The sequence below is a fragment of the Stutzerimonas marianensis genome (assembly GCF_022810315.1).
Classification (GTDB): Bacteria; Pseudomonadota; Gammaproteobacteria; order Pseudomonadales; family Pseudomonadaceae; genus Stutzerimonas; species Stutzerimonas marianensis.
Genome location: NZ_JALGRD010000001.1, coordinates 202,254 through 228,707 on the forward strand (window position 1 = coordinate 202,254; position 26,454 = coordinate 228,707).

Sequence of the window (26,454 nt, forward strand, 5' to 3'; positions counted from 1 at the left end):
CGTTGCTTTTTTGACAGCATGTCAAATCAGCGGGTTAGAATCGCTGGCATGCAGCCTGCATGTTCCCCAGCGGTATAACTTCGGAGCGCGCGTTTGGATATCGGCAACATCAACCAACTGTTCTTCATCGGTGCCCTGTTGGTTGCGGCGAGCATCCTGATGAGCTCCCTGTCGACGCGCCTTGGCGTACCGATCCTGGTCATCTTCCTGGCCGTTGGCATGCTGGCCGGCGTCGACGGCATCGGCGGCATCGTCTTCGACGACTATTCGCTGGCCTTTCTGATCAGCAACCTGGCGCTGGCCATCATTCTGCTCGACGGCGGTATGCGCACCCGTGCCGCAACCTTCCGCGTGGCGCTCTGGCCAGCCTTCTCGCTGGCCACTGCCGGCGTGGTGATCACTTCGGGGCTCACCGGGCTGGCCGCGGCCTGGCTGTTCGACCTGCCGTTGATGCAGGGACTGCTGGTTGGCGCCATCGTCGGTTCGACGGACGCGGCGGTCGTCTTCAATCTGCTCAACGGGCGTGGGCTCAATGAGCGCGTCGGCTCGACCCTCGAAATCGAGTCGGGCAGCAACGACCCGATGGCCATGTTCCTGACCGTCGCCCTGATCGACATGCTCGCCTCGGGGCAGACCGGCTTCGGCTGGGGCTTCTTCGTCAGTCTGTTGCAGCAGTTCGGCATCGGCACGCTGCTGGGCCTGGCCGGCGGCTGGCTGCTGCTTCAGCTGATCAACCGCCTCTCGGTCGCCGATGGCCTCTATCCGCTGCTGGCGGTGGCCGGCGGCATCATGATCTATGCACTGTCGGGTGCCATCGGCGGAAGTGGCATTCTCGCCGTCTACGTCTGTGGCCTGCTGTTGGGCAACCGACCGATCCGCAACCGCCACGGCATCCTGCACATGTTCGACGGCCTGGCCTGGCTCAGCCAGATCGGCATGTTCCTCGTGCTTGGCCTGTTGCTCACCCCGAGCCAGCTGCTGCCGATCGCCCTGCCCGCGCTGGCCTTGTCGCTGTGGATGATCCTCTTCGCCCGCCCGCTCGCGGTCTTCATCGGGCTGCTGCCGTTTCGAAGCTTTCAGCTGCGCGAGCGCCTGTTCATTTCGTGGATCGGTCTGCGCGGTGCCGTGCCGGTGATTCTGGCGGTGTTCCCGCTGATGGCCGGGCTGGAAAATGCCCAGCTGTTCTTCAACGTGGCGTTCTTTATCGTGCTGGTTTCGCTGCTGCTGCAGGGCACCACCCTGACCTGGGCGGCGAAGAAGGCCAAGGTCGAGGTACCGCCCTCGCCCATGCCGATCTCCCGAGCTGGCCTGCAGATCCACACCACCAGCCAGTGGGAACTGTTCATCTACCGCCTCAATGCCAAGAAGTGGTGCGTCGGCGCCGCACTGCGCGAGTTGAAGATGCCGGCCGGTACGCGCATCGCCGCACTGTTCCGCGGTCGGGCGCTGCTGCACCCCTCCGGCAGCACGCGCCTGCAGGTCGATGACATTCTCTGCGTCATCGGTCATGAAGAAGACCTGCCGGCGCTCGGCAAGCTGTTCAGCGAGGCGCCGGAGCGCGGTCGCGACATGCGTTTCTTCGGCGACTTCATCCTCGAAAGCGAGGCGGAGATGAGCGCACTGGCGGCGCTCTATGGTCTGAAGCTGGGAGACGTGGATGGACGCCTGCAGATCGGCCAATTCATTGCAGAACGTGTCGGCGGCAAGCCGGTCATCGGCGATCAGATCGAGTGGAACGGCCTGATCTGGACCATCGCTGCGATGGAGCACGGCCAGGTACGCAAGGTGGGTCTGAAGTTTCCGGAAGGCAACAAACCCGGTCCGTCGCTGCATTTCTGAAGCCCGCCGCCAGCGCTTGCCGGAACGGGGCGATGCGTTCCGATCTACGGACTCGCCTCGCCCTTTCGCAGCCCTTAGACTCGCACTCTTTTTCCCACATCGATGCGATCCATGGCTTCCCTGCGCACTCTGCTATTGGCGACCTTGCTCGCCCTCACCCCCCTATCCGGTTTCGCCCAATCCGTACCCGGCCTGACCGGCAGCCAACCTGCCGAAGAAGAGGCCAAGCCGGCCCAACCGAGCACGGACGACCGCGCGAAGGGCTTCGAGGAACAGGCCGCCGCCGCGACCAAGCGGCTGGCCACGGTCAAGACCGAGCTGGCCGGCGCGCCAAAGGAGATCACCGAGTCGCAGCGTGAGCTGGCCAAGCTCAAGGCCAGCGACGACGGCGACCTGGCGGAGAAGCTCGCCAAACTCAAGGTTCCCGCGCTCGAGCAGCGGCTGGACGAACGCGTCGCCGAACTGTCGGCGTGGCAGGCGGCACTGACGGCGGCCAACAGCATGATCATCAGTGCGCAGACTCGCCCCGAGCGCGCCCAGGCCGACATCGCCAAGTTCCAGACCCGCATCGATGAGATCGACAGCCTGCTCAAGACCGGCCGTGAGAACGGCAAGCCGATGGGCGACGAGCGCCGCGCGCTGCTGAACGTCGAGAAACAAGCGCTCAATGCGCAGATCGAGCTGCGTCGAAGCGAGCTGGCCGGCAACAGCCTGCTGCTCGACCTGGGCGTCGCCCGCCGCGACCTGCTCTCCGAGCGCATCGCCCGGGCCGAACGGGAGACCATGGCCCTGCAGAGCGCCATCAACAACAAGCGCCGCGAAGAATCCGAACAGACGGTGGCCGAGTTCTCCCTCAAGGCCGAGCGAACCGGTTCGGACAAGCTGCTGCCCGCCGAAAGCGAGGAAAACCGCAAACTGTCGGGATACCTGCTGCGCGCCACCGAGCGCCTCAACGACCTCACCCAACAGAACTTGCAGACCCGCCAGCAGCTCGACACCCTCAATCAGGCCGACCAGGCGCTCGAAGAGCAGATCGCGGTCCTCGAAGGCAGCCTGCTGCTGTCGAAGATCCTCTACCAGCAGAAGCAGGCGCTGCCGCAGCTCAGCCTGGACAAGGATCTCGCCGACGAGATCGCTGACATCCGGCTCTATCAGTTCGAACTCAACCAGCGCCGCGAAACCGCCGGCAACATCGAGGATTACGTCGAGGAACGCCTGGCCAGCCAGCCGCCCGGCGAGGTGACGCCGGAGCTGCGCAGCGCGCTCACCGAGCTGGTGCGTACCCGTAGCGAACTGCTCGATCGCCTTAACCACTCGCTCAACGCCCTGCTCAGCGAATCCATCACGCTGCAATTGAACCAGCGCCAGCTACAGACCAAGGCTGCGGCCCTGCGCGAAACGCTGGACGAGCAGATGTTCTGGATTCCGAGCAACAAGCCGCTGGACCTGGACTGGTTCAAGAGCGTCCCGACGCTGCTCGATCGCCAGTTACGCGCGATGCCCTGGGGCTCGGTGTTCGAGGCGCTGGGCGCGGGGCTGCTCGAGCGGCCGCTGTTCTTCGTACCGTTGTTGTTACTGATCGGCCTGCTCCTCTGGCGCCGCGAAGCGATCAACGCCAAGCTCGACTCGCTCAGTGCCGACATCGGTCACTTCCGCAACGACAGCCAGCTGCACACCCCCCTGGCGCTGCTGTTGAACCTCCTGCTGGCGCTGCCCGGCGCGCTCTTTCTTGCCCTCTGCGGCTATCTGTTGCAGATGGACGGACGCGGGCAGAACGTCAGTCTGGGCGCCGCCTTCTACCAGATGGCGCAGGCCTGGCTGGTGTTCTACAGCGCCTATCGGATGCTCTCGCCCAATCGCGTCGCCGAGACGCACTTTGGCTGGTTCCGCCCGCAGGTGGCCTTCCTGCGCAACGAGATCCGGCGCCTCGGCCTGGTCGTGATGGCGCTGGTGGCCGTGGTGGCGATCGCCGAGCATCAGCCCGGCGGCCTGGTCGACGACGTGATCGGCATCGTCGTGGTGCTGGTCTGCTTCGCCATGATGAGCTGGCGCCTGACCCGCCTGCTGCTCAAGGGCCCGTCGAGCCGCAACGCGCCGCCGTTCCGCCGCTTCATCGGCTTGCTGTTCAGCATCCTGCCGTTGGCGCTGATCGTGGTGGTGGGCTTCGGCTACTACTACACGGCCCTCAAGCTGACCGGGCGGCTGATCGACACGCTCTATCTGTTGCTGGCCTGGATCGTCATCGAGGCGACGCTGATCCGTGGCTTGACCGTGGCCGCCCGCCGCCTGGCCTACCAGCGCGCACTGGCCAGGCGCGAAACCCAGGCGGAAGAGGCGATGGACACCAGCGAGGCGGCTGGCGACACCGTCCTGGACATCGAGCAGGTCAACCAGCAGTCCTTGCGCCTGACCCGGCTGGCGATGTTCGGCCTGTTCTTCGTGGTGCTCTACTGGGTCTGGTCGGACCTGATCAGCGTCGTGTCCTACCTGGATAACGTCGTGCTCTACGAGTTCGTCAGCGGCTCGGGCGAGACGGCCACCACCAACGCCATCACACTGAACAACCTGCTGGGCGCGCTGCTCATCGTCGCCATCACGGTCGCCGTCGCGCGCAACCTGCCGGGCTTGCTGGAAGTGGTAGTGCTGTCGAAGATGCGCCTGGCCCAGGGCAGCGCCTATGCCACCACGACGCTGCTGTCCTATCTGCTTGCCGGTATCGGCATCGTGTCCACGCTGTCCACGCTCGGCGTCAGTTGGGACAAACTGCAATGGCTGGTCGCGGCGCTGTCGGTAGGCCTCGGCTTCGGCATGCAGGAGATCTTCGCGAACTTCATTTCCGGCCTGATCATCCTGTTCGAGCGCCCGGTGCGCATCGGTGACGTGGTGACCATCGGCAACCTGTCCGGAACGGTCAGCCGCATCCGCATCCGCGCCACCACCATCACCGATTTCGACCGCAAGGACATCATCGTCCCGAACAAGACCTTCATCACCGGACAGCTGGTGAACTGGTCCCTGAGCGATACCGTCACCCGCGTGACCATCAAGGTCGGCGTGGCCTACGGCTCGGACCTCGACCAGGTCAAGGCGCTGCTCCACAAAGCGGCGCAGGACAACCCGCGCGTGCTGAAGGAGCCGGAGCCGCAGGTCTTCTTCCTGACCTTCGGCGAGAGTACCCTGGACCACGAGTTGCGCATTCATGTACGCGACCTGGGCGACCGCAACCCGGCGACCGATGAGATCAACCGTTTCATCGACCGCGAATTCGCCAAGGCCGGCATCGCCATCGCGTTCCGCCAGGTCGACGTATTCCTCAAGAACCTCGATGGCAAGGTGTTGCAACTCGGCGCCGCGTCCCGGCCCAACGCATCGACGATGCCCCCCGCCGACGGTCAGGATTGAGGAACGTCACCCTAGCGGCGGCCTCCAAACCCCTGTGCGCCCGTGATCGGACGCCCACCCACACCGCGCCGGAGCCCTCGTGAAGACGCTGACCGAACTGCAATTCGACAACCGCTTCGCCCGCCTTGGCGACGTGTTCTCCACCGAGGTGACGCCGCAGCCATTGGACAACCCGCGCCTGGTCGTTGCCAGCGCCGCGGCGATGAGGCTGCTCGACCTCGACCCGACCGAGGCAGCCGAGCCGCTGTTCACCGAACTCTTTTCCGGACACAAGCTCTGGAGCACCGCCGAACCGCGCGCCATGGTCTATTCCGGCCATCAGTTCGGCAGCTACAACCCGCGCCTGGGCGATGGGCGCGGCCTGTTGCTCGGGGAGGTGCGCAACGACGCTGGCGAGCACTGGGACCTGCATCTCAAAGGTGCCGGGCTGACCCCCTACTCCCGCATGGGCGATGGCCGCGCCGTGCTGCGCTCCTCCATCCGCGAATTCCTCGCCAGCGAGCACCTCCATGCCCTTGGCATCCCCAGCTCCCGTGCACTGTGCGTCACCGGCTCGGACACGCCCGTCTACCGCGAACGCCAGGAACAGGGCGCCATGCTGCTGCGCCTGGCCCGCAGTCATGTGCGCTTCGGCCACTTCGAATTCTTCTACTACACCCGCCAGCACGACGAGCTGCGGCGATTGCTGGACCACGTAATCGCCTGCCATTTCCCGGATTGCCTCGAGCATCCGGAGCCCTACCAGGCCTTCTTTCAGCAAGTGCTCGAGCGCACCGCGGCGCTCGTTGCGCGCTGGCAGGCCTATGGCTTCTGCCACGGTGTGATGAACACCGATAACATGTCGATCCTCGGTATCACCTTCGATTTCGGGCCCTACGCCTTCCTCGACGACTTCGACGCCCGCTTCATCTGCAACCACTCCGACCATGCCGGGCGTTATTCCTACGAAAACCAGGTGCCCATCGCTCACTGGAATCTCGCCGCGCTGGCCCAGGCGCTGACACCCTTCATAGAAGTCGACCAGCTGCGCCAGACGATGGACCTGTTCCTGCCGACCTACGAAACCGCTTGGCTCGAGCTGATGCGCAAGCGTCTGGGCTTGCAGACCGCCGAGGACGACGACAAGGCCTTGGTCCAGCGCCTGCTGCAGCTCATGCAGGGCAGCGCGATCGACTACACCCGGTTCTTTCGCGAACTGGGCGACAGCCCGGCGGAGCAGTCACTGTTCCGCCTGCGCGAGGATTTCATCGACATCCGCGCTTTCGACGACTGGGCCGCCGAGTATCGCGCCCGCAGCGCCCGCGAGGACGGAGACCCCGAGGCACGTCGGGTGCGCATGCATGCGGTCAATCCGAAATACACCCTGCGCAACTACCTGGCGCAGCAGGCTATCGAGGCTGCCGAACGAGGTGACTACGCCCCGGTGCGCGAACTGCATGCCGTGCTCAGCCAGCCCTTCGAGGAGCAGCCGGGAATGGAGCGATACGCCGAACGTCCGCCGGAGTGGGGCAAACACCTGGAAATCAGTTGCTCGTCCTGATGCCATGCTGCGCAACATGCTGCGCAGCGGATCGCCCAGCATGACCGGGCGCCAGGCGCAATGCCCCGACCTGCCTGGGCCAGCGCCGATCTGCGCAAGAACCTGCCCACCCAGCGGCAGAATCTTGCTCAACGAAATGTGAGGCGTCGCGCAGAGCTGTTCGAGCGCCCCAGAAGACATACCGTAAGCCACTGATATAAAAGACAATTTCGCAAGTGGCACGCCCCTTGAAGGCCTATGAGCGCCATCCGGCATTCAACACAGGCAAGGAGAGCGTTCATGCCAACACCCGCGTATCTGTCCCTCGAAGGCACCAAGCAAGGCCTCATCACCGCTGGCACCTTCACCGAGGACTCGGTCGGCAACATCTTCCAGGAAGGACACGAAGACCAGATCCTGGTACAGGCCTTCCAGCATCAAGTCATCATTCCGCGTGACCCACAATCGGGTCAGCCCACCGGCCAGCGCGTCCACAAGCCGCTGATGATCACCAAGGTTTTCGACAAGTCGTCCCCGCTGATCTTCAACGCCCTGACCTCTGGCGAGCGCCTGAACAAGTGCCGCCTGGAGTGGTACCGCACCTCGGCGACCGGTACTCAGGAGCATTACTTCACCGTCGAACTGGAAGATGCGGTCATCGTCGACGTCCAGTCGCGCATGCCGAACTGCCAGGACCCGAACATGGCGCACTTCACCCATCTGGAAGACGTCTACTTCACCTACCGCAAGATCGTCTGGACTCATGAAGTCTCCGGCACCTCCGGCTCGGACGACTGGCGCGCCCCGATCGCCAGCTAAGGCGAGTTCGCGGCACCATAGGCTCCGGTCCGGCACACCCGGCCGGAGCTTTTTTGCGAAGCAGTAGCGCAAATGCGAACCGCAGCGCCGCAATGCGCGACCCAGCGCACCGCACCATGGTCAGCACGTGGTACATCAGAGCCCCTCGCGCGCCCTGGCGCACCCAAGGACGGAACCAGGAGGAACACGGATGTTCGCCCCCGCCAACCAGCCTCATTTTTCCCTGCACATCGAAGGTCTCGAACATGACCTCCAGGTGCTCGAATTCACCGGTCGAGAAGCTATCAGCCAGCCCTATCGTTTCGAGCTGGAGCTGGTCAGCGAACGTCCCGACCTGGATCTGGAAAGCCTGCTGCAACGCCCTGCCTTTCTTGGATTCACCGCCGACGGTGCCGGCATTCATGGGCAAATCCATCGCACCGCCCAGGGGGAATCGGGCAAACGCCTGACCCGTTACCGGCTGGCCATCGTGCCCCGGCTCGCCTACCTGGCGCACCGCACCAACCAGCGCATCTTCCAGCACCGCTCGGTACCCCAGATCATCGCCACGGTTCTCGAGGAGCACGGCATCCTCGCCGGCGATGGTCATCGTTTCGACCTGGGTCCGGTGATCTATCCCGAACGCGACTATTGCGTTCAGTACGACGAGACCGACCTGCACTTCGTCCAGCGCCTGTGCGAGGAAGAAGGCATTCACTACCACTTCCAGCACAGCAGAGCCGGCCACGTGCTGGTGTTCGGCGACGACCAGACGGTATTCCCGACCCTCGCCCCGGTCGCATACCAGCAGGACAGCGGACTCGTCGCCGACGAGCCGGTAGTCAAGCGCTTCGGCGTGCGCGTCGAGACCCGAACCAACCGAGTCACCCGACGCGACTACGACTTCGAAAAGCCTCGCCTGTCACTCGAAGCCGCCGCCCGCGGCGACACCCAGCCAGACCTTGAGGATTACGACTACCCTGGCCGCTTCGTCGACCGCGAGCGCGGCAAGCATCTTGCCCGGCGCTCCCTGGAACGGCACCGCCACGACTTCGAGCTGGCCGACGGCGAAAGCGATCAACCCCTCCTGCTCAGCGGCCACTTCTTACCGCTCGAAGCGCATCCCCGCGGCGACTGGAACCAGCTCTGGCTGCTGACAGAAGTCCTCCACGAAGGCAAGCAGCCGCAGGTACTGGAGGAATCCGTCACCGACCTTTCGGCCAGCCCAGCGCTGACTCCCTCGCCCCTATGGGCAGAGGAGCGGGCTTCTGCCAACATCGACTTCCACCAGGGCTACCGCAACCGCTTTATGGCCACCCCCTGGGACGTCCCCTACCGTCCACCGCTGGCCCACCCCAAGCCGCGCATCCTCGGCAGCCAGAGCGCCGTTGTCACCGGGCCGCCTGGTGAGGAAATCCATTGCGACGAATACGGTCGGGTCAGGGTTCAGTTTTTCTGGGATCGCCATGGCCAGGGCGATGACAAGACCAGCTGCTGGCTGCGTGTCAGCTCGAGCTGGGCCGGCGACCGCTACGGCGGCATCGCCATCCCGCGTATCGGCATGGAAGTGCTGATCACCTTCCTTGAAGGCGATCCCGACCAACCCTTGGTGACCGGCTGCCTGTACCACAAGGAGCACCAGGTCCCCTATGACCTGCCGGCGAACAAGACCCGCACGGTGTTCAAGACCCTGAGCTCACCCGGCGGTGGCGGCTACAACGAATTGCGCATCGAAGATCGCAAGGGCGCCGAGCAGATCTACCTCCACGCCCAGCGCGACTGGGACGAGAACATCGAGCACGACCAGAAGATCCGCGTCGGTCATGAACGCCACGATACGGTGGAAGCCAACAGCTACAGCGAATTCCGCGCCGAAGAACACCGCACCACCCACGCCGACCGCAAGACCGAGATCCGCGCCAACGACCACCTCACCGTGGGAAACAACCATCACCTGAAAATCGGCACCGGACAGTTCGTCGAAGCGGGCAACGAAATCCACCTCTCCAGCGGCCTCAAGGTGGTGCTCGAAGCAGGCAGCGAACTGACCTTCAAGGCTGGTGGCAGCTTTATCAAACTCGACGGCGGCGGCATCACCCTGGTCGGGCCGGTGATCAAGATGAACTCGGGTGGAAGTCCGGGGAAAGGGTCGGGCGCGGCGCCGGTATTGCCGGGGCAGGTGAAGGCGGCGGATGCGGACAAGGCAGGCGAGCTGCTGATCCCCGCCCAGCGGCAGGCACTGTTACGAGCGATGCCACGGTGCGAAATCTGCGAGCGAGCCAATCAGGAAGCCGAAGCATGAGCCGCAAATTCTTGCTCGTGGATGGAGTGCTTCGTCAGGACGCCCTGCAGTGGCTTTATGGGGCAGGCGAGCCTATCGAGGTCATTCCTCTCTATAACGGCACCCGCTGGGACGGCGTCAAAGAGTTCGGCCCAATTCTGGTTGAACTGGACAGCCATTCGTCCTTACTGAGTGAATGGGAAAGGGGGCCCTTTCTTCAGCGTCAGGCCAGCAGACTACAAAGCTCAGCGTCACTGAACGATGTCGCAAATCACCTGGGCCAGTTCATCAGCATCACGGACAATTTAGGTAGCTACAGCCTGTTCCGTTTCGCGGATCCGCTGGTGACCTCTTACTGGCTGAATAGCTACCCCCCATCCGCTTATCAAAGCCTACTGGGCCCCATAAGCGAATGGCTCGTGCCGTTGAGCCCGCCTAGCTGGGCCCCCTCGCAGGCAGTCGAATGGCAATCCTATCAGCCACAGCCAAACAGCCCCAGATTGGAAGGCAAGCTCAACCATCTCGCCAATGATCAGGTTGAGGCGCTTGAACGGGCCTATCGGCGCAGCTTCAAGGAACGACTATACGGCTGGATGACCGAAGACTACCCACAAACACTGTCAGGGCTTGGCGAACAGGAACGAGGTCATTGGCTGGAACAACGCCTACTCGATGCCGAAGCCTGGGGACTGGTCAACGAGCGGAGCATTGCAATCTGGCTCGAGCGCTGCGCCTGCTGGGGCGATGACTTCGCTACACGCTCCGATAGCCCTTACCAAGCCTGGTTAGCCAGGACACCAGATGCCCGGAAATTACCGCCAGAACTGCGTATTCAAGCCCTGGATGAAGACTGCCTTGCCGGCTAAAGGAAAGGATTTCCATGAGTGCGACAACTTCCGACAAAACCCTGCAACAAGCCAAACGCAATCAGGCTTTTGAAAACAAGCCGGCGAATGCGAGTGGTCAATGCCCGTTAAAAGCGGGCGCAATTGCAATCCACCCCGTTCGCTATGCGATAGACGAGTCACCGGCGCGCGGCAGCGCCCAGGGCCCAAATCCGCTCCCCAACGGCTGGGGCGCTGGCCATTTACCAAAGCTCAAGACGCGCAGCTATACCCTGCGTCAACTTCGCGATGGCTGGCTGTACGTATGGGATGAAACGGATCGTACTCTTCACGAGTATCAGGTGAAGGGCCACCAATTGATTCGTCATCAGTGGGGCAATGCGCAACTGGGCAAGGATGAGCGAAACAACCCTGGTGACAGCAAACCCTACCTGCTTTACCCAAGGCGCAGCCGTCTGCTTATTGCCTACTCCCCTATGCAATGGAGTTGGCGGCTGTGCGAAAAAATGCGTAGCAACTCCCAAGAGCAGCAGCGCTGGATGCGCGCGCTTAACCTGCCGCAATACTGCACCCAGATGCAGGCAGCACATGCCGCGCCTATCCGCGAAATAGGCAACGCGGTCGCCGATATCCTGGCAGGAGGAGAAGCCCCGACCTTCAAGAGCTGCCTGGTGGCGGCGAACAAAGACGATTCGTCCCGCCCCTGCAAAAAGCCGATCGACCAGGCCCTCATACTCGGCAGCGTACCCGATCAGGACAGCGCCCTCTTCGTTGCTCTGGACGATCCCATGGCCATCGTCGACGATCTGGCCATGAATCTGCAGGGCCGCTGGCTGGAACTGGCAGCAGCAGACAAACAGCACGCCAACAAGATCAATAGCGCTACGCTCATTCAGGGGCTTTGCGGCGTCAAACTAGACCCCTTTATCCCTAAATCGGTATCAGCCAATCCAAGCCGCAAACAGGTATTCATCAAGGATGCTCACAAGCTGCTCGATAGCGAAGCACAGCTACTCAATCACAGCGGCAGTGACGCGACCTTGACGCTCAAGTCACTGCAACTGCAGGAAGCCCAAAAACAGTTCCGTACAGACTGGGGCACCCTACCCTCAGGGAAAGGGTGGCGCGCACTGATAGACGAATGGCAGCAGAAGAAGACCTGGCGTGAGGACGTTCGTTTCGACGAGGCCTGGACTTATCTCCAGGAGCGTTCCGATGAAATGGAGCGCCTAAATGCTCACATCCAGCGCAGCGAAAGCGACCTGCTCGCCTGGCTGAAAAATCTCAGCCCGAAAGCAGAAGAGGTTTTTTATGACCCCTGCCACCCGCAGCAATCGACCGAGCTGCTGGACACCATGGCCAACCTGTACGAGCAATTGGGTGCGAGCGACACGGGCAAGCAATGGCTCTGCGAGCAGTACGGCAAACCCACTACGCTGGCAGGCCTGGCGCTGTTCAATTTCAGCGCCGAGCTTTCCGCCTTGATCGACAAGATCTCCGCCAATTTCACCACCTACGGCACCATCGACAACCAGGGGCGGCAGGGCGATGGTAGCGGCCAGGCCCACGGCGGGCTCTCCGACACCACCAGCGAAGTCAGCCGAGCTAACGAGGTGAAATCGGTACTCGATCTGCCGAGCGTACAAGCCAGCAACCTGTACAAGAGCCTTTCCGACCCCGGCAAGCGCGCCTTCGAGACCCTGCGCAACGTAGTGGGACAAAAAGCCAAGGACAGCTGGAACCTGATGGCCTTTGTTTTGCTCCCTGCCTTGAGCACGAAATTCGCACCTAAGGTTCGAATCTTTGCGTTCAACGTCACCCAGGTCTTGGTCTCTACGGAAATCTCCACACAGACGCGTTTGATTCTGGATGACGAGTTTGCGAAGAAGAACCGTAAATGGCAAATGCAGGTTGCCCAGCTCGAGAAGAGCATCAAGGGCCTGCAACGCACCCTTTCTCTACCCGGTAAAGGCCCCGACAAACGCTCGGCGCGCATACAGTTGCTCGGGCTGGAACAAAAGCGCGAGACGCTGAACCTGCAAAGGCCTAACGAGGTGATCGGCAGTGTCGTCACCGAAACCAGAATCACCAAGGTACAAACCCACCAAGTGAACATGTGGCTCGCGACACTGGGCCAGTCAGAGCTGCTCGATCAGTTGCAGCTCAAAGCAAACAGTTCGGCAGGCTACGCAGCCCGCAGCCGTCAGTGGATGAACCAGGAGCTCGGCGGCAGCTTGCCTGTGCTGGTCGCAGGGCTGAACGTATGGAACTTCATCAATAGCCTGGACAAGGCACGCAATGACGGCATTTTCAGTGAGGATGAACTACGCACGGTCGGCGCCAACGCTGCCTATACCGCCAACGCATTGATGGCGCTCTGGACGGTGCCGGCGTGGAACAAATGGGCCAATATGCAGGGAACCCTCAGAACACGAACAACACAGCTAGCGAAAGCAGGGGTCAGCACTTGGCTGAAAGCTGGAAGTGCAGAGTTTTCAGTCTTGGCTCGGCAGTTGGTTTTGCGCACCATGGGTATGGCCGCATTTGGCGCCATCGCTGCAGGAGTGGAAGCTTGGCAGGTTTCCAAAGATATCGATAAGGCCACAAGTGCTGCAGAAACCTACGCACTGCGTACGAAGCAGCTCACTTTAGGCCTTATGTCAGGCGTCGCAGGCGTCCAACTCGTCGGTAGTGCCCTGGGCTTTTGGTTCGGTTTCGCCTGGGTCATGTCCAACCCGGTAACCATCATCATCGCGCTGCTCGGCGTGATCTATCTTATCTCCAGCATGGTCGCGAACCAGTACAAGCGTGAGGGCTTGCGGCTCTGGCTTTATTGCAGCAGTTGGGGTAAATCTCCTAGATGGACGCATAGCGATGGGGATCATAAGGATGAACTGCGCACCCTGAAGGAAATCTGCCTACGCCCCAGCCTGGCGGCTCGCGCCACCACCTTGGCTTACTATGGGCCTGGCCCACGTATCTATACCGGCTTCTGGCTACAGCTTCTGCTACCGTCCGAACTGTCGGGAACAGACGTCAAGCTGCAACCGGCCATGATCGACAGCGGCTGGTTTTCCGATAGCCTGATGCAAAGCATGGCAGACAGGTTCTACGACCAGTTCCTTGAAGGCCACTGGGCGCCCATCGAACAATTTGGCCAACCGCCCACACAACGCCCCAACGGGCCATTGCTTGGCGACATCCGCTATACCAAGGACACACAGTACCGCCTCTGGCAAACCTGGATCGCCTACCAGCGCCCTCCCGTACTGGAGCTTGAGGTTCGCTATCCGGAGCAGATCCTAGAAAGCGCCAACGGCCAGGGCTATATGTTCCGCGTGGAAATAGATGCCTCGTCCTCTGAAGCTGACCTGAAAAGCGATGCTTTCAGCAAGGAACCCTATACCGATATGGTTCTCTCTTCACAAAGCACCCGTTTGCTCTCCTTGCAGGTGCCACATACGAGTGAATGATTGCTTATGAGCAGCAACATGAACAAACTTACCCAGTTTCTTCCTTGGAACCAGCCCATCAAAATTCCAGACCATCACAATTGGAAGCACGCCAATAAACATGCACTGTTAGAATGGAATATCAAGGCGAGACCTTATAACACAACAGTTGCCAATGGCATGTTTTGGTTCATGATGAGCATAGCCCTAGGCGCCTGCTATTTGATGTTTTTCAAGAACGACAGCTCCCCTTTAATCGAAAAATTATCTTGGAGCGCGATATTTCTTTCTGTTTTCTTTTTAGCCCTATATGGCACAACTCATCAAAAAACAAAATTCGCTTATCGCCTGACCGAAACAGGCATAGAAGTCTGCGAGTGGAAGGCACCAGGTAAAGGCTGGATGATCGCCTTGAAATGGCTGACAGTTATCGCCGCTATCGCCGTTCTATTCGTTGTCGCACTTGACCCATCGGCCTTTTGGGTGGCGCTTGCCGGGCCTGGCGGCATGGGCTTGCTTTATCTAGGCCTAGCTAACTCAAGGCAATTCCAAGAATTACACACAAGCCACCATACGTATGAGTATCAATGGAGCGAGTTCAAAAATATCACTTTGGACCGGCCTAAGAAAATAATTTGCCTTGAGGCACCTTGGCTTAGCCCGCACTCAAATGAATATGTGGATTGGCCGTTCTATATTTTCTCGGACAAACGCAACTTCGATAAGCACGTTACCCTCATCCGTGAGCAGCTAAAAGAACTCCCCCTAAAAGAAGAGAGCGTCTCAGTGCTGCAATTCTAGTCTCAAAGCCCAACCCTACTAGTTTGCTCTCTTCACAAAATACGTGCTTACGCCCCCTGCAGATGCCACATACGAGTGAATGATTGCTTATGAGCAGTACCTTGAAAAAACTTATCCAGGTTCTCCCCTGGAACCAGTCCATCGAACTTCCAGACCGCCATCAATGGAAACATACTAATCAACATGCGTTGCTAGAGTAGAAAATCAAGGCGAGCCCTTATAACACAACCGTTGCCAATGGCATGTTTTGGTCATGATGAGCATAGCTCTGGGCGCCTGCTATTTGTTCTTCAAGAACGACAGCTCTCCTTTAACTGAAAATTATCTTTGTGGAAAGACACCCAAAAAGGCAATAGCTGATCTTAAACTGCTCAGGTTTATTAATTGCTATAACGGCATCCGCCCTAAAACTCCAATATCGCCGTATGGCACAGTTTTGTTTCCGATGTGAGGCGCCATGGCATTCTGTGTCTTTATGGGCCTTGGACCACTTACTGGATCTCTATTTTGCGCGTCTCGCCCATAACAGTAGCGGCTTCAATCGCCAAACCGGAATGCTCGTCAATCGACGCTTTCTCCCGCTCAGCGCCAACATTACCGCACGCCTATTGCAGCGCCCGATCAATGGACAGGTAGCGATCCGCCCGGAATCCATAGCGTTAGCAACGGCTGGGGGCAGCGGCGGGATGACCGCAGTGATCAAACGTCATAGCCTGCTCGGCAGCGTGATCCGTTACCGCGTCGAGGCGCTATGTCGGACTGCTGGTCGGCGCACTCGACCGCACTGCCACCGATCTCTATCCCCCACGACCGTCACGCAAGCCTTACCATCGACGCTTCGGCAATTCACGGGATGGCATGATGGCATTGGCAATTTTTGACCTGGACGAAACCCTCATCGATGGCGATTGCGCCAGCCTGTGGGCGCAAGAGATGGCGAAGATCGGCTGGGTGGATGGGGAGTCCTTTCTGCGCAAGGACGCCGAATTGATGGCCGAGTACGCCTTTGGCCGACTGGCGATGGAGGACTACATGGCTTTCAGCCTGGCGCCCCTGGTAGGCCGCACTGCTGATGAGGTCGAGCACGTGGTCGAGCCTTTCGTGGAAGACGTGATCGAGCCGCTGATCTACAGCGATGCCATGCGCCACGTCGCCGAACACCGCAAGGCCGGTGACCGCATCCTCATCATTTCCGCCTCCGCAGAGTTTCTGGTCAAGGCGATCGCCGCACGGCTAGGGATCGACGATGTGCTGGCGATTCAGCTGGACGAGCAGCATGGGTTTTACAGCGGCCACACCCGTGGCGTACTGACCTACCGCGAGGGCAAGGTAACGCGGCTGCGTGAGTGGGCCGAAGGGCAGGGTGAGTCGCTGGAGGCTGCGCATTTCTATTCCGACTCGATCAACGACCTGCCGCTGCTCGAACAGGTGGCGCATCCGCAGGTGGTGAACCCCGACCCGCTATTGCGCGAGCAGGCCGAAGGCAGGGGCTGGCCAGTGCTCGCCTGGCGCTGAATCAGGCCTCGGGGCGCACTGGCAGCAGCACCCGGAACAGCGCGCCCTGCCCTTCTTCGCTTTCAACCTCGATGCGGCCTCCATGGGCTTTGACGATCTGCTCGGCGATGAACAGGCCCAGGCCCAGGCCGGCGCTGCTCTCGCTGCCCTCGGCGCGTTCGAACTGACAGAAGATGCGTTCCAGGCTCTTCCGGCTGATGCCGATGCCATGGTCCTGCACCTCGATCCATGCCTGCTCGCCCTGCTGGCCAAGCGCGACATGGACGGGCTTGCCTGCGCCATAGCGCATGGCGTTGGTCAGCAGATTGGCCAGCACCTGCTCGATGCGGAATTCGTCCCAGACGCCGATCACCGGCTCAGGCCGCTGGAACAGGAGGGCGCAGCCGCTGGCTTCCATCTGTGGCGCGAAATTCTCGACCACATTGGCAGTCAGCTTGCAGAGATCGACGGGCGTCGGGCGGATCGACAATTTGCCGGTGCGGATCCGCGATACGTCCAGCATGTCGTCGATCAAGCGGATCAGGCTCTGCACCTGACGCTCATCCTTGTCGACCATGTGCCGCAGCCGCTCCTCGCTGAAGGCGGCGAGATTGTTACGGCCAAGCTGCATCTTGCGGAGCTGTACTTCGAGGATGAGGGTATTGAGCGGCGTCTTCAGCTCATGCGAGACGATGGACATGAAGTCGTCGCGCATGCGCACCGCATCTTCCAGCTCGGCTTTGGTGCTACGCAGCTCGTCAAGCAGCACTTCCTGTTCGCGCCGGCTCTGCTCGAGCGCTTCGAGCTGGCGCGCCATGCGCTTGCGATTGCGGTACAGGTCGACGAAAACGCTGACCTTGCTGCGTACGGCATGCGTGTCGAGGGGCTTCTGCATGAAGTCGACGGCGCCGCTCTCATAACCCTTGAAGGCGTAGTTGAGTTCCCGGCCAGCGGCGCTGACGAAGACGATAGGAATCTGCTTGGTGCGCTCGGTGCCGCGCATCAGCTCGGCCAGCTGAAAGCCGTCCATGCCCGGCATTTGCACATCCAGAATGGCCAGCGCGAATTCGTGGCGCAGCAACAGTTCCAGCGCCTGCTCCGCCGACTCGGCCTGGTGCACGCGTATGCCTGGCGCCTTGAGCAGCGCTTCGAGGGCCAACAGATTTTCCGGCAAATCATCGACGATCAGCAGGTTCGCTTCATCCGTTCGGTCAGGCATGGGTCACTCCAGTTCGCGCAACAGTCGATGGATATCGCGCAGGGGCAAAAGATAATCCGGCGCAAAGCGCTGGAGTGCTGCACGGGGCATGGTAGCGACTTCGGCGTCGTCAGGGTCTTGAACGATGGTCACCCCTCCGGCCTGACCGATGGCCTGGAGGCCGGCGGCACCGTCCTCGTTCGCGCCGGTCAGGAGAATACCGGCGACACGCTCGCCCCAGACATCGGCCGCCGATTCGAACAGCACGTCAATCGACGGCCGCGAGAAATGCATCGCATCGTCCTGGCTGAGGGCCAGGCTCAGGTCTGACTCGACCAACAGGTGATAACCCGGCGCAGCGAAATACAGGGTACCGCCGCGCACGGGCTCCTTGTCGCCGGCCTCCCTGACCTTCAGGTCGGTCTTGCGCTGAAAAATCTCGACCAGCTGAGTGGGCCCCGTCGGCGGCACGTGCTGGACCATCAGCAGCGGCATGCGGTACGCCGACGGCAAGCCGGACACCAGCACGCTGAGCGCTGCCAGACCGCCAGCCGACGCACCGATCACTACGGCATCGACCGGCCGGGAGGGCAGATTCTCGAAGGCGTCGGCGGAGGTGAAAGTCATAGCTTGCGGAAAACCCGTTCCTGCTTGTCGAACGCCTCGAACCGCTCGGCAAACCCGGAAAACTCCACGGTTTCCTTGCTGCCGAGGCCAAGAAACCCTCGATGACAAAGCGACTCATGAAACAGACCGAAGGCGCGGTCCTGCAACGGCTTGTTGAAGTAGATCAGCACGTTGCGGCAGGAAATCAGCTGCGTCTCGGCGAACACACTATCGGTCGCAAGGCTATGATCGGCAAAAGTCACCTTTTCTTTCAATGACTTATCCATGATGGCCGAGTCATAGGCAGCGGTGTAGTAGTCACTCAGGCTGCGCTTGCCCCCGGCCCGCTGGTAGTTACCGGTGTACTGGCCCATGTGTTCGATGTTGAAGATACCCTTGCGCGCCTGCTCCAGCGACCGTGGATTGATGTCGGTGGCGTAGAGGATGGCGCGCTCCAGCAATCCCTCTTCCTGCAGCAGGATCGCCATCGAATAGACTTCTTCGCCCGTGCTGCACCCGGCGATCCAGATCTTCAGCGACGGATAGGTTCGCAGCACCGGCACCACCTGTTCGCGCAACGCCAGGTAGTAGCTCGGATCGCGAAACATCTCGCTCACCGGAATGGTGAGGTATTGCAGCAGCTCCATGAACGCCTGCGGATCGTAGAGGATGCGGCGCTGCAACGCCGAGACGTTTTCACACTGCATCTGCTTGAGTGCGAGCAGAACGCGGCGCTTGAGCGAAGCACTGGAGTAGTCGCGAAAATCGTAGCTGTAGCGCAGGTAGATCGCTTCGATCAGCAGCTTCAGCTCGATCGCGAGGTTGCGGTCCGGCATGTCACAGAAGCTCCACTTTCGGCAGCCAGACACGGATCAGCGAGAACAGGCGGTCCAGGTCGATGGGTTTGGCCAGGTAGTCGTTGGCACCGGCGCGCAGGCAGCGGTCCTGATCGTCCTTCATGGCCTTGGCGGTGACGGCGATGATCGGCAGTTTGGCCAGGCGCGGATCCTTGCGGATTTCCTGCATGGCGGTGAAGCCGTCCATCTCCGGCATCATGATGTCCATCAGGACCAGGTCGATATCGCTGACCTCCTGCAGTTGGGCGATGGCTTCATGGCCGTTGCGGGCGATCTCGATCAGCGCCCCCTTCTGTTCCAGGGCACTGGTCAGCGCGAAGACGTTGCGTACGTCGTCGTCGACCACCAGGATCTTGCGCCCCTCGAAGGCCTTCTCGCGGCTGCGCACGCTTTTCAGCATCTTCTGCCGCTCCGGTGGCATGTCCGACTCGACCTTGTGCAGGAACAGCGTGACCTCGTCGAGCAGCCGCTCGGGCGAGCGCGCCCCCTTGATGATGATCGAGCGTGAATATTTCATCAGCTCGGCCTCTTCCTCACGGGTCAGGTTGCGGCCGGTATAGACGATCACCGGCGGGAAGGAGCAGATGTCTTCGCGTGCCATGCTTTCGAGCAACTGATGGCCGTCCATGTCCGGCAGCTTGAGGTCGATGATCATGCAGTCGAAGACCGTCGAGCGCAGCAGCTCGAGCGCCTGCTCGCCGAATTCGACGGCGGTAATCTCGATGTCGACGTCCTCGATCAACCGCGCGACGCTTTCGCGCTGACGGGCGTCGTCCTCGACCAAGAGGATGCGTTTGACCTTCTGCGCCAGCTTGGCTTCCAGGCGTGCAAAGACTTCCTTGAGGTCTTCGCGGGTGGTCGGTTTGGTCGCGTAGCCGATCGCCCCCATCTGCAGCGCGGCTTCCTTGCGATCCTCGACCGACACGATATGCACCGGGATATGGCGGGTGATCGGGCTCTCCTTGAGCCGCTCGAGAACGGTCAGGCCCGAGTGATCCGGCAGCCGCATGTCCAGCAGGATCGCGTCGGGGCGGTACTGCACGGCCGTGTCGAAGCCGTGGTCGGCATTCTGCGCGATCAGGCAGCTGTACTTGAGCTCGTGCGCCAGGTCGCGAAGGATGGCGGCGAATTGCGGTTCGTCCTCGATGACCAGCACCGAGCGCTCCTTGAACGGGAAGTGCGCGCGGTCGTCCGCCACGCTCGGCGCCGACGCGATTGCCACCGGCTCGGCAGGCTTGGCAGGCACGGGTTCAGCCACGGCAATCGCGGCCGCCAGCGGCTGCAGTGGAAGCGGTGCGGCGTCGGCCGCCTCGGCCTTAGCGGGCGCACTGTAGTGCTCCGGCACGATCAGGGTGAACAGGCTGCCGGCGCCCGGCTCGCTGCTGACCTCGATGGTGCCGCCCAGCAGCTGTGCCAGCTCCCTTGAAATCGACAAACCAAGGCCGGTGCCACCGTAGCGGCGGTTGGTGGTGCCGTCGGCCTGGCGGAAGGCCTCGAAGATTACGTCCTGTTGGTCAGCGCGGATGCCGATGCCCGAATCTCGGATGGCGAAGGCGATTCGCCCGGAATCGCGGCGGCTGACCCTTAGCTCCACCGACCCCTTCTCGGTGAACTTGAAGGCGTTCGACAGCAGGTTCTTGATGATCTGTTCCAGACGCTGGCGGTCGGTGTAGAGGCTTTCCGGCAAGCCGCCTTCCAGTTCGACGTTGAACTGCAGCGACTTCTCGAGCGCCTGCGCGATAAACAGGTTCTTGAGCCCATCGACCATGCGGCTCAGCATCAGCAGCTCGGGGCGCACGTCCAGCTTGCCGGCCTCGACCTTGGAGATGTCGAGGATGTCGTTGATCAGGTTGAGCAGGTCATTGCCGGCCGAATAGATCGAGCGCGCGAACTGCACCTGATCGTCGTTGAGGTTGCCTTCCGGGTTGTCGGCCAGCAGCTTGGCGAGGATCAGCGAGCTGTTGAGCGGCGTGCGCAGCTCATGGGACATGTTGGCGAGGAACTCGGACTTGTAACGGCTGGCACGCTGCAGCTCCTCGGCGCGTTCTTCGAGAAGCAGCTGAACTTCCTGCAGGCGCTGGTTCTTCAGATCCACCTCGTCGCGCTGGCGGGCCAGCTCTTCGGTGTGCTCGGCAAGCTGCTCGTTGGTTTGCTCCAGCTCGGCCTGTTGCTCTTCCATGTGCGCCTGCGATTCGCGCAAGGCGTTTGATTGTTCCTCCAGTTCCTCGTTGGCTGCGCGCAACTCTTCCTGCTGCACCTGCAGTTCTTCGTTGAGCTGCTGGGTCTCGGCCAGCATGCGTTGCAGGCGCTGACGGTAGCGCGCGGCCTCGATGGCCGAACCCAGGCTGTCGCTGATGCGCCGCAGCAGCTCGCCGTCCTCTTCACGCAGCGGACGCAGGAAGCCGATCTCGAGTACGCCGTTGAGCATGCCGCTGTCCTCGACCGGGACGATCAGCACTGCTCCGGCATCGGTCTCGCCCAGTGCCGAACTGACTTTCAGATACCCGGACGGAACGCGATCGAGGGTCAGCGCGCGGCGTTCGAGCGCGACCTGCCCGACCAGTCCTTCGCCGAACTCCAGATGGCGCCCCGCATTGAGCCGGTCACGGTCCCAGGCGAACTCGGCAACCCGCTGCAGCTTGCCTTCCTGAGCGACGTACAGGGCGCCGACCGACGCGCCGAGGTAGCGCGACAGGAAGTTGAGGATGTTCTGCCCCAGCGCCGGCAATGTCTGTTCACCGATGATGGCCTCGCTGAGCTGGGTCTGGCCGGCGCGATACCAGGCCTGCTTCTCCAGCGCGGCGGCGTGCTCCTGCTGGCGCTCAAGCGATTCGGCGTAGCTGTCGGCCAGGCTGTAGAGATCACGCCGACCGAAATAGACCAGCAAACCGCTGAAAATAAGACTGAATGCGAGAAAACCGCCGATCAGCGCCGTGGTGATCATTTCGGAGGTATCGGTGCGCTCGGCACGAACCTGACGCTCGTAGGCGATGAACTCGTTGAGCAGGCGACGCTGCTCCTCCTTCAGCTCCAGGCCACGCTTGCCGCGGACGTAATCGACCACCGGCTCGTCGTTCGCGCGACGCGCGATCGCCTCCTCGGCGAACGCCACCCACTGCTCGTGCAGCTGCCCGATACGCTCGGCACGGTTCAGCTGCACCGAGTCCTCGGCCGAGTATTGCTTGAGATCCTTCAGCAGACCGGTGAACAGCGGCAGCTCGTTGCGATAGGGCTCGAGAAAGACATCCTCACCCGCGATCAGATAGCCGCGCATCGAGGATTCCATGTCGCCCATGACCTTCAGCATGTCGTGGGCATAGGCCACACCCACCACCGAGCGCTCGACCCAGTGGCTGACATTGAGCAGGAAATAGACGATGGCGCTGAAGAAGAAGGCGCTGAGAAAGCCGAACCCGAGGGGCACGGCCACGTTGCGATTGAGGATCCGCCGGAACTGGCTCTGATCGATGAAGGTGTCGCCCATCTGGTTTCCTTTCCGGGCCTGCTCGAGGCAGCCGCCCACGGCGCAGGGCCGGTGAACCACGAGGGTATTCACCGATCCCGGCATGTTCTGGTTGGTTCGCGTGAAATGAAACCACGCACTCAAGAAGACCCGGCACTCTACACCGGCTCGCTGCACAGCACAAAAAAGCCCGGCCGAATGGCCGGGCGCATGTCGTATTCAGCGTTTCCCTAGCGGCGGGCGATGACCCAGACCGCGTGGATGATGCCGGGGATGTAACCCAGCAACGTCAGCAGAATGTTCAGCCAGAACGCGCCACCCAAGCCGACCTGCAGGAACACTCCCAGCGGCGGCAGCAGAATCGCGATGATTATTCGGATCAGGTCCATGGTGCGTACCCCTCGGTCTATTAAGTTGCCAAACGGCCTTGTGAAATCGACCCGCCAGGGTGACAGGGGTTCCTTTTCGCAACGTTTCGCTCGGATCGGCGCAGCGGCGGCTACTCGCTCAGCCCGGCCAGGCTTAAGCAGGCGCCGTCACGCTCAACGACGCGGCGCCTGTGGATCCTGCGCATCGTCACGCTTGCGCCGGATGTTGATCCAGCTGAGCACCGCCAGGGCGATCATCAACCCGGCCATGTTGAAGGCCCCCGCCAACAGATAGCCCAACCCCGCCAGCGAGCAGGCGACGAACCCGATCCAGCGGACGTACCTCATCATCACGCGGACAGGATTGCCCTCGCTGCCGGCCATCAGCGCGCCCTCGCCTGCATGCGTTCGAGCTCCTTGGCGTCATGGCTGCAGAACAGCGTGACCTCGTCCTTGCGCTCCATCGACAGCGTCCACAGCCGATGCTGATTGGCCAGGCGGGCGGTACGGTCCACCTCCATCAGCCGTTGATAAAAGCGCAGCCCAGGCGTGCAGTGGCGCTCGTTCTGCCCGACTTCCTCGCGGTAGAAATAGGCATCCCCGGCATGCAGCAGCCAGCCATCGTCGGTCTGCAGGGCAACGCCCGCGTGACCATGCGTGTGCCCGGTCAGCGGAATCAGCAGGATCTCCGGCGGCAGGCCGCGCAGGCCCTTCACCGCCTGGAAATCGAACCAGCGGTCACCGCCCGGCTCGTAGAACTGCCAGTGGCGCACGGCATCCCACTGCTTGGGCCGATAACGCCGATGGCCCAGGAAGCTGCGGGTCGAACGCGCCGCATCGATCTCGCGCTGCAGCACGTGGACCTGCGCCTCGGGAAAATCTTCCAGGCCACCTGCATGATCGAAATCCAGGTGCGTCAGCACGATATGGCGCACATCCTCGGGGCTGAAACCGAGCTGACGCACCTGCTCGATGGCCGTATGGCGTCGTTCGAACTGGATGTTGTTGAAGGCGATGAAGAAGCTGCTGAGCCGCTTGCGCGGGTCGAGTACATCGCAGGTGCCGAAACCGGTATCGACCAGCACCAGCCCGTGGGCGTCGGTTTCGACCAGCAGGCAGTGGCAAACCAGGCTGGCGGTCAGCCCTTGGCTGAAGCCGTCGAACAGCTTGCCGCCGACCGGGCACATGCAGCCGCAATTGAGGTGATGAACGCGCATGATGGACTCCTCGCGGCCGCAACCCCGACGGCCGCCGACCGAATTGTCGTTCTGTACTCATTGTGAGGCCCGGGCCCGCTACAGAGTTCAGGCCTTCGGCCCGTCGGGCCATGCCCCACGACTCGACTATGCTCAAGGGACGCACGCGACTCGTGTCGCTCACCCGCTCGCCGGAGGGCCCTTACCGATGCGCTGCCCCTTCCGCCCTTATACCTGGCTGCTGCTTGTGCTGTTGATCTTCAGCGGGACAGCCCTCAGCGCAGCGCCCGTAACCGTGTTGCGAATCGACGGCGCAATCGGCCCGGCCAGCGTGGATTACCTGACCAGGGCGCTGGAGCGCGCCCAGCTCGACGAAGCGCAGCTGGTCGTGCTCGAGCTCGACACGCCCGGCGGGCTCGACGGCGCCATGCGCGAAATGATCAAGGCCGTGCTTGCCAGCCCGATCCCCATCGCCACCTACGCCACCCCCAGCGGCTCACGCGCGGCCAGTGCCGGGACCTACCTGCTCTATGCCAGCCATGTCGCGGCCATGGCGCCAGGCACCAACCTTGGCGCGGCGACACCCGTCCAGCTCGGCGGCACGCCTGGCAAGGCACCCGACAGCCCGGATGCCGACGCCAAGGACGAAGACGGCGCCATGGCACGCAAGCAGGTCAACGACGCCGCGGCGTACATCCGCGGGCTGGCGCAGCTGCGCGGACGCAATGCCGACTGGGCCGAGCAGGCGGTGCGGGAGTCGGTCAGCCTGTCGGCGCGCGAAGCCCTGGAGCGTGACGTCATCGATTACATTGCAACCGACCTCCCCGACCTCATGATGCAACTGGACGGCAAGACGCTGCAGACCCGCACTGGCGAACGGACGCTCGAAACGGCCCAGGCGAGCCTGGAACGGCACGACCCGGACTGGCGGGTACGCCTGCTGGCCGTGATCACCAACCCCAGCGTCGCCCTGATCCTGATGATGATCGGCATCTATGGGCTGATCTTCGAATTCACCAATCCCGGCAGCGGCGGAGGCGGCGTCGTTGGCGGAATCTGCCTGCTGCTTGCGTTCTACTCACTGCAACTGCTGCCGGTTAATTACGCCGGCGTGGCGCTGATCCTGCTAGGGCTCGCGTTCATGATCGCCGAAGCCTTCGTACCCAGTTTCGGCGTGCTGGGCCTGGGCGGCATCGCGGCGTTCGTGGCCGGCGCGGTGATCCTGATCGACACCGAGGTCCCCGGCTTTGGCATCCCGCTGGCCTTGATCGGCACGCTCGCCGTGGCCAGTGCATTGCTGCTCTTTCTGATTGTCAGCATGGCGCTGAAGGCGCGTCGGCAGAGCCTGGTCAGCGGCGACGCGAGCCTGGTCGGCAGCCTCGCTCAGGTCACCGGCATTCGCGCCGACGACTCGGCCTGCGGCTGGATCCAACTGCAGGGTGAACACTGGCAAGTGCACAGCCCGACGCCGCTGCGGCCGGGCCAACAGGTGCGCGTCGTGGGCAGGCGCGGGCTGCAACTGGACGTCACGGCGGCCGACGAGCCGCCTTCTGAAAAGAGGTGATCCATGGGCTTTGAAATGAGCTTCATCGCGGTACTGGTGCTGCTGATCGCGCTTCTCGCGTCGGCTTTTCGCATCCTGCGCGAATACGAACGCGGCGTCGTGTTCCAGCTGGGGCGCTTCTGGAGGGTCAAGGGCCCGGGGTTGATTCTGGTGATTCCCGGCCTGCAGCAAATGGTACGGGTCGACCTTCGCACCCTGGTGCTGGACGTCCCCACGCAGGACGTGATCTCGCGTGACAACGTCTCGGTGAAGGTCAACGCGGTGGTCTACTACCGAGTCCTGGATGCCGAAAAGGCCATCATCCAGGTCGAGGACTATCATTCGGCGACCAGTCAGCTGGCCCAGACGACCTTGCGTGCCGTGCTCGGCAAGCATGACCTGGACGACATGCTCGCCGAGCGCGAACAACTCAACAACGACATCCAGCAGGTGCTCGACGCACAGACCGATGCCTGGGGTATCAAGGTCGCCAACGTGGAGATCAAGCATGTGGACCTCGACGAGTCCATGATCCGCGCCATCGCCCGCCAGGCCGAGGCGGAACGCGAGCGGCGGGCCAAGGTCATTCATGCAGAGGGCGAACTACAGGCGTCGGAAAAACTCATGCAGGCCGCCGAGATGCTCGGTCGCCAGCCCGGCGCGATGCAGCTGCGCTACATGCAGACGCTGAGCAACATTGCCGGCGACAAGAACTCCACCATCGTCTTCCCGCTGCCCATGGAGCTGCTGCAGGGCCTGGGCAATCTCAACAAGAAATCCGAATAGTAGGTT

At 61.9% G+C, this 26,454-nt stretch carries 18 protein-coding genes and 1 pseudogene; 12 read left to right on the forward strand and 7 right to left on the reverse strand.

Going from position 1 to position 26,454, the window contains the following annotated elements; genetic code table 11:
- Positions 1 to 93 precede the first annotated feature (93 nt).
- The 10 genes from MST27_RS00905 (at position 94) to MST27_RS00950 (ending at position 16,452) form a co-directional block, all read left to right on the forward strand.
- Entirely contained in the window at positions 94 to 1,839 is a 1,746-nt protein-coding gene (locus MST27_RS00905; RefSeq protein ID WP_243604125.1) for a potassium/proton antiporter, read from the forward strand.
- Positions 1,840 to 1,950: 111 nt separating this feature from the next.
- Positions 1,951 to 5,241, forward strand: coding sequence for a mechanosensitive channel MscK (gene mscK, locus MST27_RS00910; protein ID WP_243604126.1), 3,291 nt, complete (start codon positions 1,951 to 1,953; stop codon positions 5,239 to 5,241).
- A 79-nt stretch (positions 5,242 to 5,320) separates the two neighbouring features.
- Positions 5,321 to 6,781 (forward strand): protein adenylyltransferase SelO, encoded by a 1,461-nt coding sequence (selO, locus tag MST27_RS00915; RefSeq protein ID WP_243604127.1) that lies wholly within the window; start codon positions 5,321 to 5,323, stop codon positions 6,779 to 6,781.
- A gap of 279 nt (positions 6,782 to 7,060) precedes the next feature.
- A complete protein-coding gene (locus MST27_RS00920; protein WP_243604128.1) occupies positions 7,061 to 7,579 on the forward strand; it encodes an Hcp family type VI secretion system effector in 519 nt (172 codons plus the stop codon).
- Between the two features lie 190 nt (positions 7,580 to 7,769).
- Entirely contained in the window at positions 7,770 to 9,860 is a 2,091-nt protein-coding gene (locus MST27_RS00925; protein ID WP_243604129.1) for a type VI secretion system Vgr family protein, read from the forward strand.
- Positions 9,857 to 10,705 carry a DUF4123 domain-containing protein gene (locus tag MST27_RS00930; RefSeq protein WP_243604130.1) on the forward strand — a complete coding sequence of 283 codons (849 nt, stop codon included), beginning with the start codon at positions 9,857 to 9,859 and terminating at the stop codon, positions 10,703 to 10,705. The genes MST27_RS00925 and MST27_RS00930 overlap by 4 nt, the downstream gene beginning before the upstream one ends.
- Before the next feature lie 14 nt (positions 10,706 to 10,719).
- The gene (locus MST27_RS00935; RefSeq protein WP_243604131.1) at positions 10,720 to 14,157 is read left to right on the forward strand and encodes a T6SS effector BTH_I2691 family protein; all 3,438 of its coding nucleotides are present in this window, start codon (positions 10,720 to 10,722) and stop codon (positions 14,155 to 14,157) included.
- Between the two features lie 18 nt (positions 14,158 to 14,175).
- Positions 14,176 to 14,937 carry a hypothetical protein gene (locus tag MST27_RS00940; protein ID WP_243604132.1) on the forward strand — a complete coding sequence of 254 codons (762 nt, stop codon included), beginning with the start codon at positions 14,176 to 14,178 and terminating at the stop codon, positions 14,935 to 14,937.
- Positions 14,938 to 15,623: 686 nt separating this feature from the next.
- On the forward strand, positions 15,624 to 15,818 hold the full coding sequence (locus MST27_RS00945) for a hypothetical protein (protein WP_243604521.1): 195 nt from the start codon (positions 15,624 to 15,626) through the stop codon (positions 15,816 to 15,818).
- The gene (locus tag MST27_RS00950) at positions 15,799 to 16,452 is read left to right on the forward strand and encodes an HAD family hydrolase (protein ID WP_243604133.1); all 654 of its coding nucleotides are present in this window, start codon (positions 15,799 to 15,801) and stop codon (positions 16,450 to 16,452) included. Before MST27_RS00945 ends, MST27_RS00950 begins: the two co-directional genes overlap by 20 nt.
- 1 nt (position 16,453) lies before the next feature.
- Here MST27_RS00950 and MST27_RS00955 read toward each other — a convergent pair whose 3' ends face one another.
- From MST27_RS00955 to MST27_RS00985, 7 genes are all read right to left on the reverse strand, one after another.
- Positions 16,454 to 17,650: a hybrid sensor histidine kinase/response regulator gene (locus tag MST27_RS00955; RefSeq protein WP_243604134.1), complete on the reverse strand. Its 1,197-nt coding sequence runs from the start codon at positions 17,648 to 17,650 to the stop codon at positions 16,454 to 16,456.
- Between the two features lie 3 nt (positions 17,651 to 17,653).
- The gene (locus MST27_RS00960; protein WP_243604135.1) at positions 17,654 to 18,256 is read right to left on the reverse strand and encodes a chemotaxis protein CheB; all 603 of its coding nucleotides are present in this window, start codon (positions 18,254 to 18,256) and stop codon (positions 17,654 to 17,656) included.
- On the reverse strand, positions 18,253 to 19,071 hold the full coding sequence (locus tag MST27_RS00965) for a CheR family methyltransferase (protein WP_243604136.1): 819 nt from the start codon (positions 19,069 to 19,071) through the stop codon (positions 18,253 to 18,255). The genes MST27_RS00960 and MST27_RS00965 overlap by 4 nt, the downstream gene beginning before the upstream one ends.
- A gap of 1 nt (position 19,072) precedes the next feature.
- Positions 19,073 to 22,576: a response regulator gene (locus MST27_RS00970; RefSeq protein ID WP_243604137.1), complete on the reverse strand. Its 3,504-nt coding sequence runs from the start codon at positions 22,574 to 22,576 to the stop codon at positions 19,073 to 19,075.
- 209 nt (positions 22,577 to 22,785) lie between these two features.
- The gene (locus MST27_RS00975) at positions 22,786 to 22,944 is read right to left on the reverse strand and encodes a YqaE/Pmp3 family membrane protein (RefSeq protein WP_122163549.1); all 159 of its coding nucleotides are present in this window, start codon (positions 22,942 to 22,944) and stop codon (positions 22,786 to 22,788) included.
- A 153-nt stretch (positions 22,945 to 23,097) separates the two neighbouring features.
- A complete protein-coding gene (locus MST27_RS00980; protein WP_243604138.1) occupies positions 23,098 to 23,307 on the reverse strand; it encodes a hypothetical protein in 210 nt (69 codons plus the stop codon).
- Positions 23,307 to 24,140: an MBL fold metallo-hydrolase gene (locus tag MST27_RS00985; RefSeq protein ID WP_243604139.1), complete on the reverse strand. Its 834-nt coding sequence runs from the start codon at positions 24,138 to 24,140 to the stop codon at positions 23,307 to 23,309. The genes MST27_RS00980 and MST27_RS00985 overlap by 1 nt, the downstream gene beginning before the upstream one ends.
- A 187-nt stretch (positions 24,141 to 24,327) precedes the next feature.
- Here MST27_RS00985 and MST27_RS00990 point away from each other — a divergent pair.
- Positions 24,328 to 25,697, forward strand: a pseudogene (locus MST27_RS00990) (NfeD family protein).
- On the forward strand, positions 25,687 to 26,448 hold the full coding sequence (locus MST27_RS00995; RefSeq protein ID WP_243604141.1) for a slipin family protein: 762 nt from the start codon (positions 25,687 to 25,689) through the stop codon (positions 26,446 to 26,448). Before MST27_RS00990 ends, MST27_RS00995 begins: the two are co-directional and overlap by 11 nt.
- The last annotated feature ends 6 nt before the right edge of the window (positions 26,449 to 26,454 follow it).

Bases quoted from the DNA above. Each gene is read 5' to 3' on its own strand.
- MST27_RS00985 (WP_243604139.1), bottom strand. From the start codon at position 24,140: ATGCGCGTTCATCACCTCAATTGCGGCTGCATGTGCCCGGTCGGCGGC.
- MST27_RS00965 (WP_243604136.1), bottom strand. From the start codon at position 19,071: ATGCCGGACCGCAACCTCGCGATCGAGCTGAAGCTGCTGATCGAAGCG.
- MST27_RS00995 (WP_243604141.1), top strand. From the start codon at position 25,687: ATGGGCTTTGAAATGAGCTTCATCGCGGTACTGGTGCTGCTGATCGCG.
- MST27_RS00945 (WP_243604521.1), top strand. From the start codon at position 15,624: ATGACCGCAGTGATCAAACGTCATAGCCTGCTCGGCAGCGTGATCCGT.
- MST27_RS00925 (WP_243604129.1), top strand. From the start codon at position 7,770: ATGTTCGCCCCCGCCAACCAGCCTCATTTTTCCCTGCACATCGAAGGT.
- mscK (WP_243604126.1), top strand. From the start codon at position 1,951: ATGGCTTCCCTGCGCACTCTGCTATTGGCGACCTTGCTCGCCCTCACC.
- MST27_RS00930 (WP_243604130.1), top strand. From the start codon at position 9,857: ATGAGCCGCAAATTCTTGCTCGTGGATGGAGTGCTTCGTCAGGACGCC.
- MST27_RS00920 (WP_243604128.1), top strand. From the start codon at position 7,061: ATGCCAACACCCGCGTATCTGTCCCTCGAAGGCACCAAGCAAGGCCTC.
- MST27_RS00960 (WP_243604135.1), bottom strand. From the start codon at position 18,256: ATGACTTTCACCTCCGCCGACGCCTTCGAGAATCTGCCCTCCCGGCCG.
- MST27_RS00975 (WP_122163549.1), bottom strand. From the start codon at position 22,944: ATGGACCTGATCCGAATAATCATCGCGATTCTGCTGCCGCCGCTGGGA.
- MST27_RS00970 (WP_243604137.1), bottom strand. From the start codon at position 22,576: ATGGGCGACACCTTCATCGATCAGAGCCAGTTCCGGCGGATCCTCAAT.
- MST27_RS00950 (WP_243604133.1), top strand. From the start codon at position 15,799: ATGGCATTGGCAATTTTTGACCTGGACGAAACCCTCATCGATGGCGAT.
- MST27_RS00935 (WP_243604131.1), top strand. From the start codon at position 10,720: ATGAGTGCGACAACTTCCGACAAAACCCTGCAACAAGCCAAACGCAAT.
- MST27_RS00955 (WP_243604134.1), bottom strand. From the start codon at position 17,650: ATGCCTGACCGAACGGATGAAGCGAACCTGCTGATCGTCGATGATTTG.
- MST27_RS00980 (WP_243604138.1), bottom strand. From the start codon at position 23,307: ATGGCCGGCAGCGAGGGCAATCCTGTCCGCGTGATGATGAGGTACGTC.
- MST27_RS00940 (WP_243604132.1), top strand. From the start codon at position 14,176: ATGAACAAACTTACCCAGTTTCTTCCTTGGAACCAGCCCATCAAAATT.